Raw genomic sequence first — 16,895 nt, 5'->3', positions numbered from 1 at the left:
CTTCACCTCCGGGTCGCCGCGCGGCTGACCCACAGATTGATCAGGACGGCGCCGAGGAGCATCACGCCGAGGAAGGCCTTGAACCAGTCCGGGTTCCAGCCGGCGTACACGATGCCCTGCTGCACCATGCCGAACATGAACGCGCCGAAGACCGGGCCGATCGCCGAACCCGCGCCGCCGGTCAGCAGACAGCCGCCGATGACGGCCGCGGCGATGTAGAGCAGCTCCTGGCCGATGCCCTCGCCGGACTGCACCGTGTTGAAGGAGAACAGCTGGTGCATGCCGATGAACCAGGCGCCGAAGCCGACCAGCATGAACAGCGAGATCTTCGTGAACGTCACCGGGACACCGACGGCCCGCGCGCTCTCCTTGTTGCCGCCGACCGCGAAGATCCAGTTGCCGTACTTCGTGCGCAGCAGCACCCAGGTGGCGATGGCCGCGAAGACCACCCACCACACCACGGTGATCTTCACCTGCACCCCGCCGACGTCGAACGACGACGCGAAGACCTTCCTGGCCTGGTCGAAGCCGTCCATGTCGCTGATGTCGTCGGTGGCGACGTTCCCGGTGACGAGCTTGGTCACCGCGAGGTTCACGCCCTGGAGGATCAGGAAGGTGCCGAGGGTGACCAGGAAGCTGGGCAGGCCGGTCTTGACCACCATCCAGCCGTTGAAGAAGCCGATCGCGAGGGAGACGGCCAGGGCGACGATCACGCCCGTCCACACGTTCAACGTCAGCTGGTAGCTGAGCATGCTCGCGGTCAGGGCGGAGGAGATCACGGCGACGCCGGAGGAGAGGTCGAACTCGCCGCCGATCATCAGCAGGGCCACCGGCAGGGCCATGATCCCGATGGTCGAGGACTGGTAGAGGATCGTGGCCATCGAGCTGCCCTGACGGACCGAGGGCGCGACGACGAGGAAGAAGATCAGTACGGCGGCGGCGCCGAGGAAGACGCCCACCTCCGGCCGGGCCAGCAGGCGCAGCACCAGGGGGCGCCGGGCGGTGCGGCCGTCGGCCGCCTTGGGACCGGACGCCGGGGGTGTCGTCCCCACGGCCGGCTCGGCGTGCTGGGCCATGCTCATCACCGGGTCCCCTTCGCGGCGAACTCGGCGACCTTGTCGACGTTGGACTTGTCGACGAAGGCCGGACCGGTGAGCACCGGCTGGACGCCGCCGCCGCTGTAGTTGCCGTTGTTCTTGTAGAGCCACAGTGCGTCGACGGCCAGGTAGCCCTGGAGATAGGGCTGCTGGTCGACGGCGAACTCGATGCTGCTGTTCTGGACGGCCTTGACGAGGTCTTTGTTCAGGTCGAACGTGGCGACCTTGGCCTTGCTGCCCGCGTCGCCCACCGACTGCACGGCGGTGAGGGCGAAGGGGGCGCCCAGGGTGACGACCGTGTCGACCGAGCTGTCCTGCTTCAGCTTCGCCGTGATGGTCGAGCGCACGGACGGCATGTCGGTGCCGTTCACGTACAGGGTCTCAGTGGTGCCCTTGAACGTCTTCTTCACGCCGTCGCAACGCTGGGTGAGGCCCACGTTGCCCTGCTCCTGGATGACGCAGACGACGTTCTTGGCCCCGGTCGTGTTCAGCTTGTCGCCGAACGCCTCGCCCGCGACGCTCTCGTCCTGGCCGAAGAACGACAGCATTCCGAGCTGCTTCCAGTCGCTCAGTCCCGAGTTGAGGCCCACTACCGGGATACCCGCCTGCTCGGCCTTGCCGACGACGGCCTTCATCGCGTCCGGCTTGGCCAGGGTGACCGCGACGCCGTCCACCTTCTGGTCGATCGCGTTCTGCACCAGGTTGGCCTGGTTGCCCGCGTTCGGGTCGGCGGAGTAGACCAGCTTGATGTTGTCCTTGGCGGCGGCCGCCTCGGCGCCCTTGCGGACGGTGTCCCAGAAGGTGTCGCCGGGCGCCTGGTGCGTGACCATGGCGACGGTCATCCGAGGGGTGTTGGCCTTGCCCGCCGAGGCGTTCTGGGCCGCCTCCTCGGCCTTTTTCCCGCCGTGGGCGCTGGCGCACCCGGCGAGGGTGAGGGCCGCCGCCGCGGCCACCGCCACGAAGGGGGCCGATCGGCGAAACCGGGAGGGAGAAGAGCGGTCCATCTTTCCAGCACCTCACTGTGCGTGCGACGGGGGAAGGACGCTGATGCGTTGGGACGGGATCCAAGTCCCTGGTGAGCCCGCTGTCAATACTTTGTTAAGACATCATTTCACGAGCAGGTCCGAATGTAAGTACAAATCATTGACATCTGGACCTTCACGGGCCTACACCTGACAGGCATGAGCCCAGTACACCGCACACCGCAGCGAACGGCACCGGGTGACCGGGCGCTCGACAGCCTCACGTTCGCCCTGGACCGCACGAGTCCGGTACCGCTGTACTACCAGTTCGCACAGCAACTGGAGGCCGCCATCGAGCAGGGCGCGCTGGCTCCGGGCAACCTCCTGGGCAACGAGGTCGACCTCTCCGCACGGCTGGGCCTGTCCCGTCCCACCGTCCGCCAGGCGATCCAGTCCCTGGTCGACAAGGGCCTGCTGGTACGCCGCCGAGGCGTCGGCACGCAGGTCGTGCACAGCCAGGTCAAGCGCCCGCTGGAGCTCAGCAGCCTCTACGACGACCTGTCCGCGGCCGGACAGGGCCCGACCACCCGGGTGCTGCGGGGCGAGCGGATCCCGGCGCCCGCCGACGTGGCCGCGGCTCTCGGCATCGCGGAGGGCGCCGAGGTCACCGTACTGGAGCGGCTGCGCTCGGCCCATGGCCAGCCGGTGGCGTTCCTGTGCAACTTCCTGCCGCCCGCGCTGCTCGAACTCCCCACGGAGCGGCTGGAGTCGACGGGCCTGTACGAGATGCTGCGGTCCGCCGGGATCGTGCTGCACAGCGCCCGGCAGTCCATCGGCGCGCGCAGCGCCACCGCCGACGAGGCCGGCCTGCTGAACGAGAAGGAGGGCGCGGCCCTGCTCACCATGCGGCGCACCGCGTACGACGACACGGGCCGGGCCGTGGAGTACGGCAGCCACGTCTACCGGGCCTCGCGCTACGCCTTCGACTTCCAGCTGCTGGTCAGGCCCTGACTCCTTCAACTCTGCCTGCTCTTCGCCGAAGTTGCAGGTAACGATGACGATTACGTTTCGGGCAAGAGACCCCCGAGTGCGAGCCGACCTATTGACGCATGAGCGGACATGGGGGTGTTATGACGCCCACGATGTTCGGTCGAGTTGGTTTCTGAGCGGTTTCGACAACCTTTCGGTGATCAACTCATCCCCTTGACCGAGCCCTGTATTCCTCAGGAGCCGCCATGCGCCTCTCGCCCTCCGGTGTTTCCGTCCCGGGTCCCAGCCGACGCTCGCTGCTGCGCACGGCAGGCGGTGCCGCCCTGCTCGCCGGTACCGGCGTCCCCCTGTTGTCCGCCTGCGGGGGCAGCGGCTCCTCCTCCGACCCGAAGACCGTCACGGTCGGCTCCAACGCCTCGGACGCGGTGCCGAAGAAGGCCTTCGAAGGCGTCTACGCCGACTTCAAGAAGACGTCCGGCCTCACGGTCGCGGTGAACACCAAGGACCACAACACCTTCCAGGAGCAGATCAACTCGTATCTGCAGGGCACCCCGGACGACGTCTTCAACTGGTTCGCCGGCTACCGCATGCAGTTCTTCGCGGCGAAGGGCCTGGCCTCGCCGATCGACGACGTGTGGCAGAAGATCGGGGACAATTTCCCCGACGCGATGAAGAAGCTCAGCAAGGGCCAGGACGGCAAGTACTACTTCGTGCCGCTGACGACGTACCCCTGGGCGATCTTCTACCGCAAGAGCGTCTTCCAGCAGCACGGCTACAAGGTCCCGGCCACCTGGGACGACTTCGTCGCGCTGTGCAAGCAGATGCAGAAGGACAACCTGGTCCCGATCGCCTTCGGCGACAAGGACGCGTGGCCCGCGATGGGCACCTTCGACCAGATCAACTTCCGGCTCAACGGCTATGACTTCCATGTCCAGTTGATGGCGGGCAAGGCCTCCTGGACGGACGCCAAGGTGAAGGCCGTCTTCGACCACTGGGCCGAGATCCTGCCCTACCACCAGGACGGCTTCATGGGCCGTACCTGGGAGGACGCCGCGCAGACGCTGGTGTCGAAGAAGGCCGGCATGTACCTCCTCGGCTCCTTCGTGGCCCAGCAGTTCACCAACAAGGCCGACCTGGACGACCTGGACTTCTTCCCCTTCCCGGAGATCAACTCCGCGTACGGCCAGGAGACGGTCGAGGCGCCGACCGACGGCTTCATGGTCAGCAAGTCCCCGAAGAACCACGACGGTGTCGTGAAGCTGATGGAGTACCTGGGCAGCCCGGCGGCCGAGGAGACGTACCTCAAGACCGACCCGAGCGTGGTCGCCGCCTCCAACAAGGCCTCCACCTCCGCCTACTCGCCGCTGCAGAAGAAGGCGTTCGAGATGATCGGCGCCGCCAAGAACCTCACCCAGTTCATGGACCGCGACTCCCGGCCCGACTTCACCTCCACGGTGATGCAGCCGGGGCTGCAGAAGTTCCTCCAGAACCCCAAGGGCGTGGACAGCCTGCTGTCGTCCATCGAGCGCCAGAAGAAGACGATCTTCGCGTCCCAGTGAGCGACCCGATGACGACCGACACGACTGACACGACGACGCAGACCCCGGAGGCGGCCGCCGCGCCGTCCCCGGGGCCCACGCCCGGGGCGAAGCGGGCCACGCGGAGCCACCGGCGTCTGCTGACCCGCCGCGACCGGATCACGCTCGGCCTCATGGCGGGCGTGCCGACGATCCTGCACGTGGCCCTCGTCTGGGTCACGGCACTCGCCTCGATCCTCCTCGCCTTCACCACCTGGGACGGCATCGGCTTCGACTCGATCAAGTGGGTCGGCCTGGAGAACTTCAAACAACTCTTCAACGACAACCCGCAGTTCTGGCCGGCCCTGCAGCACAACGTCATCTGGTTCGTGGTCCTGATCCTGATCCCGACGCCGTTCGGCCTGTTCCTGGCCGTCCAGCTGGACAAGCGGATCCGCTTCAGCCGGGTCTACCAGACCGCCTTCTTCCTGCCGGTCGTCATCTCGATGGCCTGCATCGGCTTCGTCTGGCAGCTCGTCTACAACCCGGACACCGGCCTGATCAACAGCATCATCGGCGCCAACAAGCCCGGCCACTACATCGACTGGATCGGCGACCCGCACCTGAACCTGTGGGCGGTCCTCATCGCCGCGTCCTGGCGGCACGCCGGCTACATGATGATCCTGTACCTGGCCGGCCTGAAGAGCGTCGACCCGTCGCTGCGCGAGGCCGCCGCGCTGGACGGCGCGAACGAGTGGCAGACGTTCAGGAACGTCATCTTCCCCACCCTGCGCCCGACCAACACGGTCGTCCTCGTCGTCACCATCATCGAGTCGCTGCGCGCCTTCGACCTGGTCTTCGTCTTCAACAAGGGCGCCCAGGGCACGGAGTTGCTGTCGATCCTGGTGACGAACAACATCATCGGCGAGTCCAGCCGGATCGGCTACGGCTCCGCCATCGCCGTCGTCCTGCTGGTCATCTCCCTCGCGGTGATCATCCCGTACCTGATCGCCACCTTCCGGAAGGAGCGGCGCGCATGAGCAGCACCACTCTCCCGCCGACGCGCCGCGCCCCGATCCGCCCGGCCCGGGTGCTGCTGCACGTCTTCCTCGCCGGTACGGCGCTGGCCTGGCTGGCCCCGCTCCTGTGGGCGGTCTTCTCGGCCCTGCGGCCGTACAGCGAGACCAGCGCCAAGGGCTACGTCTCCTGGCCGAGCAAGCTGACGTTCGCGAACTTCACGAACGCGTTCCAGCAGTCGGACATGCTGCACTACTTCGGCAACACGCTGATCATCGCGGTGCCGGCCGTGCTGCTGACCCTGTTCCTCTCCTCCTGCGTGGCGTTCTACGTCAGCCGCTTCGACTTCCGCGTCAACCTCGCCCTCCTGCTGGTCTTCACGGCCGGAAACCTCCTCCCCCAGCAGGTCATCATCACCCCGCTGTACCGGCTGTACCTGCTGACCGACCTGCCGGGCATCACGGCGAGCGGCAAGCTGTACGACTCCGCGCTCGGCCTGGTGCTCATCCATGTGGCGTTCCAGTCGGGGTTCTGCGCGTTCGTGCTGAGCAACTACATGCGCTCGCTCCCGCACGAGCTGACCGAGGCCGCACTGGTCGACGGGGCCTCGGTGTGGCGGCTGTACTGGCAGATCACGCTGCCGCTGTGCAAGCCGGCGATGGCCGCCCTGGCCACCCTGCTGTCGATCTGGATCTACAACGACTTCTTCTGGGCGCTGGTGCTGATCTCGACCGGTGAGAACATGCCGATCACCTCGGCCCTGAACAACCTCTCCGGCCAGTACTTCACGGACCCCAACCTGGTGGCGGCGGGCTCCCTCCTGACTGCGATCCCCACCCTGATCGTCTACTTCGCCCTCCAGCGCCAGTTCGTCAACGGCCTCACACTGGGCTCCAACAAGGGCTGAACACCTCCTGACCTGCGGCTTTCACCAGCGAACCGGGCAGCGCACCGTACCCGCCCGGGTGGCCTGCGCCCGCGGCGGCCCGGGCGCAGGTGCACAATCAAAGACGACGCAGCGATGGCCGTCGGCCCCGGTGGTGAGGGGGCCCATGGAAGGACGGGGCGTCCGTGATGGCGGGAGAGAGGCAGGGCAGACAACCTCGGCAGCCGCACCTGCCCGACCTGCACGCGCGCCTGCGTTCCGAGCTGGGCCGGATCGACGAGCAGCTGCGCGCCCTGCTGTCCTCCATGGACCGGCTCCAGGGCCTGCTGGACGCGGTGGTGGCCATCAGCCGCGAGGTCGAACTGCCCGCGGTGCTGCACCGCATCGTGACCACCGCCATGGAGCTGGTCGGCGCCCGGTACGGGGCACTGGGCGTACTCGACGAGTCCGGGGAGCGCCTGGAGCAGTTCATCACGGCCGGCCTGAGCGAGCGCGAGCGCAAGGCCCTGACCGAGACCGGCATGCCGCGCGGTCTGGGGGTCCTCGGCCACCTGATCCGCTACCCCGAACCCCTGCGGATCGACGACATCCCGGCCCACCCGGCCTCCACCGGGTTCCCGCCCGGCCATCCGCGCCTGCACACCCTGCTCGGCGTCGCCATCAGCGTGCGCGGCGAGATCTACGGCGACCTCTACCTGTCGGAGCGGTACGACGGAAAGCCCTTCGACCTGCACGACGAGAACGTCGTCCTCGCCCTGGCCGGCGCCGCGGGCATCGCGATCGAGAACGTCCGCCTCTTCGAACGGATCCGGGTCGGAGCCGAGCAGTTCCAGCGGCTGCTGCTGCCCACCCTGCCCGACCTGCGGCCCTTCACCGCGGCCGCCATCTACCGGCCGGCCGCCGAGCCGAGCCAGCTGGGCGGGGACTGGTACGACGCCGTCCCCCTGCCCGACCAGGTGGTGGCCGTCGTGATCGGTGACGTGGTCGGCCACGATCTGCGGGCCGCGGCCGCGATGGCCTCCACCCGGAACATGATGCGCGCTCTGCTGTTCGACCGGAGCGACCCGCCCGGCGTGGTCCTCGCCCGGCTCGACCGGGCGCTGGAGGCCATCACGGACAATCCCGTCACGACCACCACGCTGGCCCGCGTCGAACCGGAGGGACCGGGCTGGCGACTGCGCTGGAGCACCGCGGGCCACGTCCCGCCCCTGCTGCTCACCCGTGAGCGCCGCGCGACGTACCTGCTCGGCGAGCCCGGACTGCCGCTCGGCGTCGACACGGATCAGCCGCGCCCGGACCACTCCCGGCTGCTGCCCCCGGACGCCACCCTGATCTTCTTCACGGACGGGCTGGTCGAGCATCCCGAGCACCCCATCGACGAGCGGCTGAACGTACTCGCCCAGCTCGCCGTGGAACACTCCGGGCTGTCCCTGCCCGCGTTCGTCCGGGCCCTGGCCGAGCACCACCCCAGCGACGGTCACGACGACATGGCCATCCTCGCCGTCCGCACACCGCCCGGCGACATGGAGCATCCGGGACAACCGGCGGATGATGGACCTCGGGGGTGACATCGACGCGGAGGTCGCCCGATGCCCGACGCGCGGCAGGTGCGGCTCGGCCGCAGTGGTGCGGTGGCCGTTCTGGAGATCTGCGCCATGACCGCGCTCTATTACGGCTCGGCCAGGCTGGGCCTGCTCCAGCAGCTGGTGCGCGGCCAGGTCACCCCGCTGTGGCCGCCGAGCGGGATCGCGCTGGCGGGCCTGCTCCTGCGCGGCTGGAAGCTCTGGCCCGGGATCGCGCTCGGCGCGTTCCTGGTCAACATCTCGCTGGGGCCGTCGCTCCCGGCCGTCCTCGCGATCACGGCGGGCAACACCCTGGCGCCCGTCTGCTCCGCCGCGCTGCTGCGCCGCGTGGGATTCCGGAACGAACTGGACCGACTGCGCGACGCACTCGCCCTGATTTTCCTCGGTGCGTTCACCGGGATGCTGATCAGCGCGACCACGGGCAGCGGGACCCTGATCCTCGCGGGCGTCCTGAACGCCGAGGGCTTCTGGCCGACGTGGTCGGTCTGGTGGACCGGCGACGCGATGGGCGTGCTCGTGGTCACGCCGGTCCTGCTCGTCCTCAGCTCGGCCCACCGGCCGAAGGAGGTGCTGCCCCTGCGGTGGGCGGAGGGGGTGCTGCTGGCGGCGGCCACCGTCGGCGTCGGTGTCGTCGAGTCCGGGGACACGCCGCTGCTGTTCCTCGGCTTCCCGCTGCTGATCTGGGCGGCCTTCCGCTTCCAGCTGGCCGGGGCCGCGCCCTGTGCGCTGGCCGTGTCCACCTTCGCGGTCATCGCCGCCGGACGCGGATCAGGCCCGTTCTCCCATCATGACCTGCTCACCAGCATGATCACCCTCCAGGCCTTCAACGGCTCCGCCTCGCTGACCGCGCTGCTGGTCGCGGCGGTCATCAGCGAGCGGAACGAGACCCAGCGCGAGATCGCGCGGGCCTGCGGGCAGCTCGCCGGGATGGTGGCCAGGATCGCCACCGGCGACCATCGCCCGACACTCCCCGGCGAGGACGGCCCCACGGAAACGAGAAGGTCGTCTCCTCATCCCTGAGAAGACGACCTCCGACCTGCTGCAAAGCTGGTCGGGACGACAGGATTTGAACCTGCGACCCCTTGACCCCCAGTCAAGTGCGCTACCAAGCTGCGCCACGTCCCGATGCGCTCGCTCGCGGTGAACCGCGTGATCGCGCGAACAGAACTTTACCCCACGTCCGGGGGTGCGCCGAAGAGCGGCCGCGGGGAGCGGGGGAGAATCGGCGCCATGACGAACGCGGGCGCATCGGATGCCAGGGACCGCGACGCCGACGGGCGGGCGCGCAACGCTCGGCCCCGGGACGGGCTCGGGCGCCCGCTGCCCTACGGCACGCAGGGCGTGCCCCGGCAGCCGGAGGGGGTCGTGCGGACGCCCGACGAGACGGTCGCCGAGGCGCAGGCCCTGCTGGCGGCGGGCAGGCCCTTCCACGCGCACGAGGTCTTCGAGGACGCCTGGAAGTCGGGTCCCGAGGACGAGCGGGCGCTGTGGCGGGGGCTGGCCCAGCTGGCGGTGGGGCTCACCCACGCGGCGCGCGGCAACGCCGTCGGCGGGGCGCGCCTGCTGCGGCGGGGCGCGGGGGCGGTGGCGGCGTGGGAGAAGGCGCGCGGCGAGGACCGGCCCTACGGGATGGATCTCGCCGGGCTCGCCCGGTGGGCGTGGGAGCTGGCGCAGCGGGTGGAGCAGGGGGCCGGCCCGGTGGATCCGGTCGCCGAGGCGCCTCGGCTCGGGTGGGGCGAGCTGCACTGACCGGCAGGGCCGACCGGCCGTGCCGACCGTGCGTACGGAGGCGGTGGACGCGTGGTCAGCGGTATGCGGCAGACTCGGGGCGTGCGAAAGATTCATGTCATCGGTATCGGCGCGGGCGACCCCGACCAGCTGACCCTGCAGGCCGTCAAGGCGCTGCGGAGCACGGACGTGTTCTTCCTGCTCGACAAGGGCGAGGTGAAGAGCGATCTCACCCAGCTCCGCCGGGACATGCTCGACACGCATCTGCCCGCGGGGTCGTACCGGGTGGTGGAGGCCCGTGACCCCGAGCGGGACCGGACGGCGGGCGGCTCGGCGTACTCGCCGGCGGTGGAGGACTGGCGCAGCGCCCGCGCCGGGATCTACGAGCGGCTGATCGCCGAGGAGCTGGACGAGGACGGCACCGGCGCGTTCCTGGTGTGGGGCGATCCGGCGCTGTACGACAGCACGCTCGGGATCCTGGAGGAGGTGCTGGCGCGCGGGGCGGTCGCGTTCGAGTACGTGGTCGTCCCCGGCATCAGCAGTGTCTCCACGCTGGTCGCCCGGCATCGCACGGGCCTGAACCGGGTGGCGCGGCCGGTGCAGATCACCACCGGTCGGCGGCTGGCCGAGGGCTTCCCCGAGGACGTGGACGACGTGGTGGTGATGCTGGACGCGCACCAGACGTTCCGCAGGTACGCCGAGGACGACATCGACATCTACTGGGGCGCGTACCTCGGCACCGAGGACGAGATCCTGGTCTCCGGCCCGATCGCCGAGGCTGCCGAACGCATCGAGCGGGTGCGGGCCGAGGCGCGCGAGCGCAAGGGCTGGATCATGGACACGTATCTGCTGCGCAGGAACCCGGGCGAGCAGTAGGGGCGGCCGTCAGGCCGGGCCGAGTCCGAGCCGCTCCCGTACGGCCGCCACGTCGGGCACCGCCGTCACGTCCGGGGGCAGCGCGGGGCGGCGTACCACGACGACGGGCAGCCCGAGGTCCCTCGCGGCGGTCAGTTTCGCGGCCGTGGCCCCGCCGCCGCTGTCCTTGGTCACCAGGACGTCGATGCGGTGGGCGCGCAGCAGGTCCGTCTCGTCGGCGACGGTGAACGGGCCGCGCGCGAGGACCAGTCCGGTGTGCGGGGGCAGCGGCGGCTCGGGCGGGTCGACCGAGCGGACGACGAAGTGCAGGTCCGTCAGCCGGGCGAACACCGCGAGACCCAGCCGGCCGGTGCTCAGGAACACCCGGCGGCCGAGGCGGGGCAGGGTCTCGGCCGCGGCCGGCAGGGAGGGGACGTCGTACCAGCGGTCCCCCGGCACCGGCCGCCAGCCGGGCCTGCGCAGGACGGTCAGCGGGATCCCGGTGGCGGCCGCCGCGCGGGCCGCGTTGGCCGTGATCGACTCGGCGAAGGGGTGGGTGGCGTCGACCAGCGCGTCCACGTGGTGGGCGCGCAGCCAGTCGGCGAGGCCCTGCGCGCCGCCGAAGCCGCCGGTCCGCACCTCGCCGGGCAGCGCGCCCGGGGTGGCGACCCGGCCGGCCAGGGACGTGGTGACCCGGACGCCGGGGCGGGCGGCGAGGTCGGCGGCGAGGCGGCGGGCCTCGGTGGTGCCGCCGAGGATCAGGACGTGCGCGGGCATAGGGGTGAGCGTAGGCGGTCGTACGGGCCCGTACGGCGCCCGGGTCGCTACGGTCGGGGCCATGGAATCCGTGCGGGCCGTGCTGATCGACATCGACGGTGTCCTCACCGTCTCCTGGAAGCCGCTGCCGGGTGCGGTGGCGGCGCTGCGGGCCGTCCGGGACGCGGGGCTGGGGGTGGTCCTGGTGACCAACACCACCTCCCGGTCCCGGGCGTCCGTCGCCGCGGCGCTCGCCCGGGCGGGGTTCCCGGTGGGCGCCGAGGACGTACTGACGGCCCCCGCCGCCACCGCCGACCGGCTGGCCGGGGCCCGCGTCGCGCTGCTGAACAGCGGGGACGTCGGGGAGGATCTGGCGGGGATCACCCTCGTCGGGGACCGCGACGACGACGTCCCGGACGTCGTGCTGCTCGGCGGCGCCGGAGCGGAGTTCGGTTACGAGGCGCTCAATCGGGCCTTCGGCCGGATCCGGCGGGGCGCGCGGCTGGTCGCCATGCACCGGAACCTGTACTGGCGCACCGACGAGGGACTCCGGCTGGACACGGGGGCGTTCCTGGCGGGCCTGGAGGCGGCCGCGGGGGTCGAGGCGGAGGTCACCGGGAAACCGTCGCGGGCGTTCTTCGAGGCGGCCCTCGGGCGTCTCGGCGTCGGCGCGGAGCAGGCGCTGATGGTCGGGGACGACGTCGAGTACGACGTCCTCGCGGCGCAACGGCTCGGCATCACCGGGGTGTTGGTGCGCACGGGCAAGTTCCTGCCGCGGAGCCTGGAGCGGGCGAGCGGGCGCCCGGACCACGTCCTGGACTCCTTCGCGGACCTCCCGGCACTGCTGGGGCTGTCGTCGCCCTCGGCCTAGCGCAGGAGCAGCTGGACCCCGCCCACCACCGTCGCCGCGATCACGAGTTGTTCGAAGAGTCGCTGGTTGATCCTGTTCACAGCCCATTTGCCGATGAGCGCACCGGGCACGACGAACACCGCGAGCGCGGCGTCGAGGAGCAGCGAGCGTCCGTCGATCAGGCCGAGGCCGGCGCTGAACGGCACCTTGGACAGGTTCACGATCAGGAAGAAGAACGCCGACGTGCCGAGGAAGCCCAGCTTCCGGAAACCGGCCGAGAGCAGATACATCGACATCACCGGGCCGCCCGCGTTGGCGACCATCGTCGTGAACCCGCCGAGCACGCCGTACGAGCGCGCCTTCGCCCGGCCCGCCCGACCGGTCACGGCGTCCGGCCCGTCCGGCTCGTCCGCGCGCTCCGTCCGGCGCCGCCGCCACAGCGTGACACCGGCCATCAGCAGCAGGATCGCGCCGATGGAGGTCCGCACGACTCCGTCGCCGGCCCACACCAGGAACAGCGTGCCGAGCACGACCCCGGCCGCGACGGCGGGGAACAGCCGCCACAGGGTGGGCCAGTGGGCGTGCCGCCGGTAGGTCAGGACGGCGAGGACGTCGCCGGCGATCAGGACGGGCAGCAGCACGCCGGTGGAGGCGCGGGCGGGCAGGACGGCGGCGAAGATGGCGAGGCTCACCGTGTTGGCCCCGCTCACCGCGGTCTTGGAGAAGCCGACGAGGAGGGCCGCGAAGGCGAGCGCGGCGAACTCCCCGCCGGATATGTGCCAGAGCGTCATCGTGTTCATGCGGAGACCGATGCTATGTCCGGACAAGCCTTCGGCGTAAGCACCGTCTCGCCTGGTGACCCCTGCCGACCGCTATGACTGATCCGCGCACTTTTCCGCGTACGTCGCCCGGAGTTCCCGCTTCAGCACCTTCATGCTGGGGCCCAGCGGCAGCGCGTCCGTGAACTCCACGCGCCGCGGGTACTTGTGCCGCCCCAGGTGCTCCTTGGACCACTCGGTGAGCGCGGCGGCGTCGGGGGCGGTGCCCGGCGCCGGGACGACGACGGCGCACACCTCCTCGCCGTGCAGTTCGTCGGGCAGGCCGATGACCGCGACCTGGGCAATCGAGGGGTGGCGGGCCAGGACCTCCTCGACCTCCCTCGGGTACACGTTGTAGCCGCCGCGGATGATGACGTCCTTCTTGCGGTCGACGATGCGCAGGAAGCCCTCGTCGTCCTTGGTGCCGAGGTCGCCGGTGCGGAACCAGCCGTCGACCAGGGCCTCGGCCGTGGCCCGGGGCCGCCCGAGGTAGCCGGAGAAGACGTTGTGGCCGCGGATGACGACCTCGCCCAGCTCCCCCGCCGGCAGCAGCTCGACGCGGTCCTCCACCTCGGCACGGGCGATCTCCACGTCGACGCCCCACAGCGGGTGGCCGATGGTGCCGGGCCTGGTGCCGAACAGCGGCTGGTTGACGGTGGCCGTCGGCGAGGTCTCCGACAGCCCGTACCCCTCGTAGATCCGCGCGCCGAACGCCTCCTCGAACCGCTCCAGCACGGCCACCGGCAGCGAGGCTCCGCCGGAGACGCAGACCCGCAGCTCGGGCAGCCGCTCCGCCCGCGCCGCGGCCGCCGCGAGGGCGACGTACATGGTCGGCACGCCCTGGAAGGTGTTGACGCCCTCCGCGACCATCAGCTCGATGGCGCGGGCCGCGTCGAAGCGGGGCAGCAGGACGAGTGTGGCGCCCGCCCGCCAGGTGGAGTTGAGCGAGACGGTCTGCCCGAAGGCGTGGAACAGCGGCAGCGCGCCGAGGGCGATGTCGTCGGGGCGGATGTCGTTGGCGTCGAAGGCGTTGACCGTCGCGTTCATCACGATGTTGAAGTGGCTGAGGACCGCGCCCTTGGGGACGCCGGTCGTGCCGCTCGTGTAGAAGATCACGGCCGGGTCGTCGGCGGTCCGGCTGACGTACGACACCAGCGGCTCGGCCTGCGCCGCGAGCCTGTCGAACTCCTCGCCCAGGGTGATCACTCGGACTCCGAGGGCCTCGGCGGCGGCCCGCCCGGTCGCCGCCTGGGCCGGGTGTACGAGCAGCAGGTTCGCCCCGCTGTCCCGCAGCACGTGCTCGACCTCGCCGGCCGACAGCAGCAGATGCACCGGTACGACGACTCCGCCGGCCGCGACGGTCGCGTAGTAGGCGACGGGGAACTCGGCGGTGTTGGGGGCCATCAGCGCGACCCGGTCCCCCGGTCGTACGCCGAGCCCGGTGAGGGCGCCCGCCCGGGCGAGGGAGCGCTGCCACACCTCGCCGAAGGTGAGCCGCAGTTCACCTTCCACGAGGGCGGTCTTTCCGGGACGGCGCCTGGCGTTCTCGGCGAGGATGGCGGCGACGGACAGGGTTGCCATGGAGGGGTGCTCCGTTTCCTTGCTGCGGCTCGTACTACCGAACTCCCTCGTGGGGAGCGTCTGTTGAGGTCAGTCCCGCGCCACCAGCAGGGCGCTGCCCTGTCCCACGCCCACGCACATGGTCGCGAGTCCGCGCTGCGCGCCCGTGCGGCGCATGCGGTGCAGCAGCGTCGTCAGGATGCGGGCGCCGGAGCAGCCGAGGGGGTGGCCGAGGGCGATGGCGCCGCCGGTCGGGTTGACCAGGTCCGGGTCGATGCCGAGCTGGTCGACGCAGGCGAGGGCCTGTGCGGCGAACGCCTCGTTGAACTCGGCCTCCTGGAGGTCCGCGACGTCCCAGCCGGCCCGGTCCAGCGCCTTGCGGGTGGCCGGTACCGGGCCGATGCCCATGACGTCGGGGTGCACGCCCGCGGAGGCGCCCGCGACGTAGCGGCCGAGGGACTCCAGGCCCAGCTCCTCCAGGGCCTCCTCGCTGACCAGCAGCAGTCCGGCCGCGCCGTCGTTCATCGGCGAGGCGTTGCCCGCCGTGACCGTCCCGCCCTGCCGGAAGACCGGCTTCAACCGTGACAGCTTCTCCAGCGACGTGTCCTCGCGGACGCACTCGTCCTGCTCGACCACGACGCCGTCCGGCCGCTCCACGGGCAGGAGTTCGGCGTCGAAGTGGCCGTTCTTCCGGGCGGTGGCGGCCCGTTGGTGGCTGCGCAGGGCGAACTCGTCCTGCCGGTCGCGGGAGATGCCGTACCGCTCGGCGACCTCCTCGGCGGTCTCGCCCATGGACAGCAGGCCGTGCAGGTCCTTCATCGCCGGGTTCACCAGGCGCCAGCCGAGCCGGGTGTCGTGGGTCTCGATGCGCGGCGGCAGGGCCTCGTCGGGGCGGGGCAGCACGAAGGGGGCCCGGCTCATGGACTCGGAGCCGCCGGCGATCACGATGTCGGCCTCGCCGGCCGCGATGGTGCGGGCGGCCGAGGCGACCGCTTCCAGGCCGGAGGCGCACAGCCGGTTGACGGTGGCGCCGGGCACGGACTCGGGGAGCCCGGCGAGGAGGACCGCCATCCGGGCGACGTTGCGGTTGTCCTCGCCGGCCTGGTTGGCCGCGCCCCAGTAGACGTCGTCGATCCGGGCCGGGTCGAGCGCGGGCACGCCGGCGACCAGTGCGCGGATCACCGTGGCGGCCAGGTCGTCGGGCCGGACACCCGACAGGGCTCCGCGCAGCTTGCCGATGGGGGTGCGGCGGGCGGCCGCGAAGTGGACGGGACGCACGGCTTGGACTCCTGACCGACGGGTGTCATTAATTAGCACTGCTAGTTTTGGACTATAGACCTCGGACCGGCCCGCTGGGAAGATCCTCCCGGCCCTCACCGAGTCGCCCGGAGGAGACATGCCCCACGTCCGCGAGCACACCCTCGACGGCACCCGCGGCCCCATCGCCGTACGCGAATGGCCGCACCCGGCGCCCCGCTACCTGGCCCTGGTGGTGCACGGGTACGGCGAGCACGCGGGCCGCTACGACGGCCTCGCGGCCGTCCTGAACGCGCACGGGGCCGCCGTGTACGGGCCCGATCACGTCGGCCACGGGCGCTCGGCCGGGGAACGCGTGGTGATCGAGGACTTCGAGGACGTCGTCACCGATGTGCACGGCGCGGCGGACCTCGCCCGCCGCGCGCACCCCGGCCTGCCGCTCGTCCTGGTCGGCCACTCCATGGGCGGGCTGATCGCGGCCCGCTTCGCCCAGCGGTACGGCGCCGAGCTGAGCGCGCTGGTCCTGTCCGGGCCGGTGATCGGCGCCTGGGAGCTGCCGGGGCGGCTGCTGGCGCTGCCGCAGATCCCGGACGTCCCGGTCAGCCCGGCCGCGCTGTCCCGGGACCCGGCCGTGGGCGCCGCCTACGCCGCCGATCCGCTGGTGTGGCACGGGCCGATGAAGCGGCCGACGCTGGAGGCGTTCGCCCGGACGCTGGAGACCGTCGAGAAGAGCGGCGACGTGGGCGGGCTGCCGCTGCTGTGGCTGCACGGGGACGACGACCGGCTGGTGCCGCTGCCCGGCAGCCGGACGGGCGTGGAGCGGCTGAGCGGCGGGCGGCTGACCCAGAGGATCTTCGCCGGGGCGCGGCACGAGGTGTTCCACGAGACGGAGCCGGACCGGGCGGCGGCCTTCGCGGAGGTGCGCAGCTTCCTGGACCGCACCCTGCCCGGATGACACCCCAACGGGCCCTGCCGGGCGGCGGGTTGAGGGGGCCGCCGGTGTCCGCGGGAGCGTGCGC

Annotated in this window: 16 protein-coding genes and 1 tRNA gene; 10 read left to right on the top strand and 7 right to left on the bottom strand. The window is 71.1% G+C overall.

Going from position 1 to position 16,895, the window contains the following annotated elements; genetic code table 11:
- Positions 1-2 precede the first annotated feature (2 nt).
- Together ACFC8N_RS30720 and ACFC8N_RS30715 are read right to left on the bottom strand one after the other, a co-directional pair.
- On the bottom strand, positions 3-1,082 hold the full coding sequence (locus ACFC8N_RS30720) for an ABC transporter permease (protein ID WP_356028479.1): 1,080 nt from the start codon (positions 1,080-1,082) through the stop codon (positions 3-5).
- Complete coding sequence (locus ACFC8N_RS30715) at positions 1,082-2,101, bottom strand: substrate-binding domain-containing protein (RefSeq protein WP_356028477.1); 1,020 nt, start codon at positions 2,099-2,101, stop codon at positions 1,082-1,084. The genes ACFC8N_RS30720 and ACFC8N_RS30715 overlap by 1 nt, the downstream gene beginning before the upstream one ends.
- Positions 2,102-2,278: 177 nt before the next feature.
- Between ACFC8N_RS30715 and ACFC8N_RS30710 the strand changes: the two genes are divergently transcribed.
- The 6 genes from ACFC8N_RS30710 to ACFC8N_RS30685 all read left to right on the top strand — a co-directional run bounded on the left by ACFC8N_RS30710 (position 2,279) and on the right by ACFC8N_RS30685 (position 9,072).
- Positions 2,279-3,070 (top strand): GntR family transcriptional regulator, encoded by a 792-nt coding sequence (locus ACFC8N_RS30710; protein WP_376291453.1) that lies wholly within the window; start codon positions 2,279-2,281, stop codon positions 3,068-3,070.
- Between the two features lie 224 nt (positions 3,071-3,294).
- Positions 3,295-4,608 (top strand): ABC transporter substrate-binding protein, encoded by a 1,314-nt coding sequence (locus ACFC8N_RS30705; protein ID WP_356028473.1) that lies wholly within the window; start codon positions 3,295-3,297, stop codon positions 4,606-4,608.
- 8 nt (positions 4,609-4,616) lie between these two features.
- Entirely contained in the window at positions 4,617-5,606 is a 990-nt protein-coding gene (locus ACFC8N_RS30700; protein WP_376291450.1) for a carbohydrate ABC transporter permease, read from the top strand.
- On the top strand, positions 5,603-6,490 hold the full coding sequence (locus ACFC8N_RS30695; protein ID WP_356028468.1) for a carbohydrate ABC transporter permease: 888 nt from the start codon (positions 5,603-5,605) through the stop codon (positions 6,488-6,490). Before ACFC8N_RS30700 ends, ACFC8N_RS30695 begins: the two co-directional genes overlap by 4 nt.
- Before the next feature lie 167 nt (positions 6,491-6,657).
- Complete coding sequence (locus ACFC8N_RS30690; RefSeq protein WP_376291447.1) at positions 6,658-8,037, top strand: PP2C family protein-serine/threonine phosphatase; 1,380 nt, start codon at positions 6,658-6,660, stop codon at positions 8,035-8,037.
- A gap of 21 nt (positions 8,038-8,058) precedes the next feature.
- Complete coding sequence (locus ACFC8N_RS30685; protein WP_376291446.1) at positions 8,059-9,072, top strand: MASE1 domain-containing protein; 1,014 nt, start codon at positions 8,059-8,061, stop codon at positions 9,070-9,072.
- A 28-nt stretch (positions 9,073-9,100) separates the two neighbouring features.
- On the opposite strand, the gene ACFC8N_RS30680 is transcribed toward ACFC8N_RS30685, so the two are convergent.
- Positions 9,101-9,177 (bottom strand) — tRNA-Pro (locus tag ACFC8N_RS30680).
- A 105-nt stretch (positions 9,178-9,282) separates the two neighbouring features.
- Here ACFC8N_RS30680 and ACFC8N_RS30675 point away from each other — a divergent pair.
- Entirely contained in the window at positions 9,283-9,801 is a 519-nt protein-coding gene (locus ACFC8N_RS30675) for a DUF309 domain-containing protein (protein WP_376291443.1), read from the top strand.
- 81 nt (positions 9,802-9,882) lie between these two features.
- Positions 9,883-10,656 carry a precorrin-6A synthase (deacetylating) gene (gene cobF, locus ACFC8N_RS30670; RefSeq protein WP_356028459.1) on the top strand — a complete coding sequence of 258 codons (774 nt, stop codon included), beginning with the start codon at positions 9,883-9,885 and terminating at the stop codon, positions 10,654-10,656.
- Positions 10,657-10,665: 9 nt separating this feature from the next.
- On the opposite strand, the gene ACFC8N_RS30665 is transcribed toward cobF, so the two are convergent.
- Positions 10,666-11,412: a cobalt-precorrin-6A reductase gene (locus ACFC8N_RS30665; protein ID WP_376291440.1), complete on the bottom strand. Its 747-nt coding sequence runs from the start codon at positions 11,410-11,412 to the stop codon at positions 10,666-10,668.
- A gap of 61 nt (positions 11,413-11,473) precedes the next feature.
- Here ACFC8N_RS30665 and ACFC8N_RS30660 point away from each other — a divergent pair, with 61 nt between their 5' ends.
- Positions 11,474-12,262 (top strand): HAD-IIA family hydrolase, encoded by a 789-nt coding sequence (locus tag ACFC8N_RS30660; RefSeq protein WP_376291439.1) that lies wholly within the window; start codon positions 11,474-11,476, stop codon positions 12,260-12,262.
- Here ACFC8N_RS30660 and ACFC8N_RS30655 read toward each other — a convergent pair.
- The 3 genes from ACFC8N_RS30655 to ACFC8N_RS30645 all read right to left on the bottom strand — a co-directional run bounded on the left by ACFC8N_RS30655 (position 12,259) and on the right by ACFC8N_RS30645 (position 15,897).
- Complete coding sequence (locus tag ACFC8N_RS30655) at positions 12,259-13,041, bottom strand: sulfite exporter TauE/SafE family protein (protein WP_356028451.1); 783 nt, start codon at positions 13,039-13,041, stop codon at positions 12,259-12,261. The genes ACFC8N_RS30660 and ACFC8N_RS30655 overlap by 4 nt on opposite strands.
- A gap of 72 nt (positions 13,042-13,113) precedes the next feature.
- Positions 13,114-14,640 carry a long-chain fatty acid--CoA ligase gene (locus ACFC8N_RS30650; protein WP_376291436.1) on the bottom strand — a complete coding sequence of 509 codons (1,527 nt, stop codon included), beginning with the start codon at positions 14,638-14,640 and terminating at the stop codon, positions 13,114-13,116.
- A gap of 69 nt (positions 14,641-14,709) precedes the next feature.
- Entirely contained in the window at positions 14,710-15,897 is a 1,188-nt protein-coding gene (locus ACFC8N_RS30645; protein ID WP_376291433.1) for a thiolase family protein, read from the bottom strand.
- A gap of 118 nt (positions 15,898-16,015) precedes the next feature.
- On the opposite strand from ACFC8N_RS30645, the gene ACFC8N_RS30640 reads away from it, so the two are divergent.
- Positions 16,016-16,831, top strand: a complete 816-nt coding sequence (locus ACFC8N_RS30640; RefSeq protein WP_356028444.1) for a lysophospholipase — start codon at positions 16,016-16,018, stop codon at positions 16,829-16,831.
- Positions 16,832-16,895: the final 64 nt, after the last annotated feature.

The sequence above is a fragment of the Streptomyces sp. NPDC055966 genome (assembly GCF_042269865.1).
Classification (GTDB): domain Bacteria; phylum Actinomycetota; class Actinomycetes; order Streptomycetales; family Streptomycetaceae; genus Streptomyces.
This window is presented reverse-complemented; position numbering and strand designations above follow the sequence as displayed.

Excerpts from the sequence above, each read along its gene's own strand:
- ACFC8N_RS30665 (WP_376291440.1), bottom strand. The coding sequence starts at position 11,412 with ATGCCCGCGCACGTCCTGATCCTCGGCGGCACCACCGAGGCCCGCCGC.
- ACFC8N_RS30710 (WP_376291453.1), top strand. The coding sequence starts at position 2,279 with ATGAGCCCAGTACACCGCACACCGCAGCGAACGGCACCGGGTGACCGG.
- ACFC8N_RS30640 (WP_356028444.1), top strand. The coding sequence starts at position 16,016 with ATGCCCCACGTCCGCGAGCACACCCTCGACGGCACCCGCGGCCCCATC.
- ACFC8N_RS30700 (WP_376291450.1), top strand. The coding sequence starts at position 4,617 with ATGACGACCGACACGACTGACACGACGACGCAGACCCCGGAGGCGGCC.
- ACFC8N_RS30720 (WP_356028479.1), bottom strand. The coding sequence starts at position 1,082 with ATGAGCATGGCCCAGCACGCCGAGCCGGCCGTGGGGACGACACCCCCG.
- ACFC8N_RS30695 (WP_356028468.1), top strand. The coding sequence starts at position 5,603 with ATGAGCAGCACCACTCTCCCGCCGACGCGCCGCGCCCCGATCCGCCCG.
- ACFC8N_RS30690 (WP_376291447.1), top strand. The coding sequence starts at position 6,658 with ATGGCGGGAGAGAGGCAGGGCAGACAACCTCGGCAGCCGCACCTGCCC.
- ACFC8N_RS30675 (WP_376291443.1), top strand. The coding sequence starts at position 9,283 with ATGACGAACGCGGGCGCATCGGATGCCAGGGACCGCGACGCCGACGGG.
- ACFC8N_RS30650 (WP_376291436.1), bottom strand. The coding sequence starts at position 14,640 with ATGGCAACCCTGTCCGTCGCCGCCATCCTCGCCGAGAACGCCAGGCGC.
- ACFC8N_RS30705 (WP_356028473.1), top strand. The coding sequence starts at position 3,295 with ATGCGCCTCTCGCCCTCCGGTGTTTCCGTCCCGGGTCCCAGCCGACGC.
- ACFC8N_RS30715 (WP_356028477.1), bottom strand. The coding sequence starts at position 2,101 with ATGGACCGCTCTTCTCCCTCCCGGTTTCGCCGATCGGCCCCCTTCGTG.
- ACFC8N_RS30685 (WP_376291446.1), top strand. The coding sequence starts at position 8,059 with ATGCCCGACGCGCGGCAGGTGCGGCTCGGCCGCAGTGGTGCGGTGGCC.
- ACFC8N_RS30660 (WP_376291439.1), top strand. The coding sequence starts at position 11,474 with ATGGAATCCGTGCGGGCCGTGCTGATCGACATCGACGGTGTCCTCACC.
- ACFC8N_RS30655 (WP_356028451.1), bottom strand. The coding sequence starts at position 13,041 with ATGAACACGATGACGCTCTGGCACATATCCGGCGGGGAGTTCGCCGCG.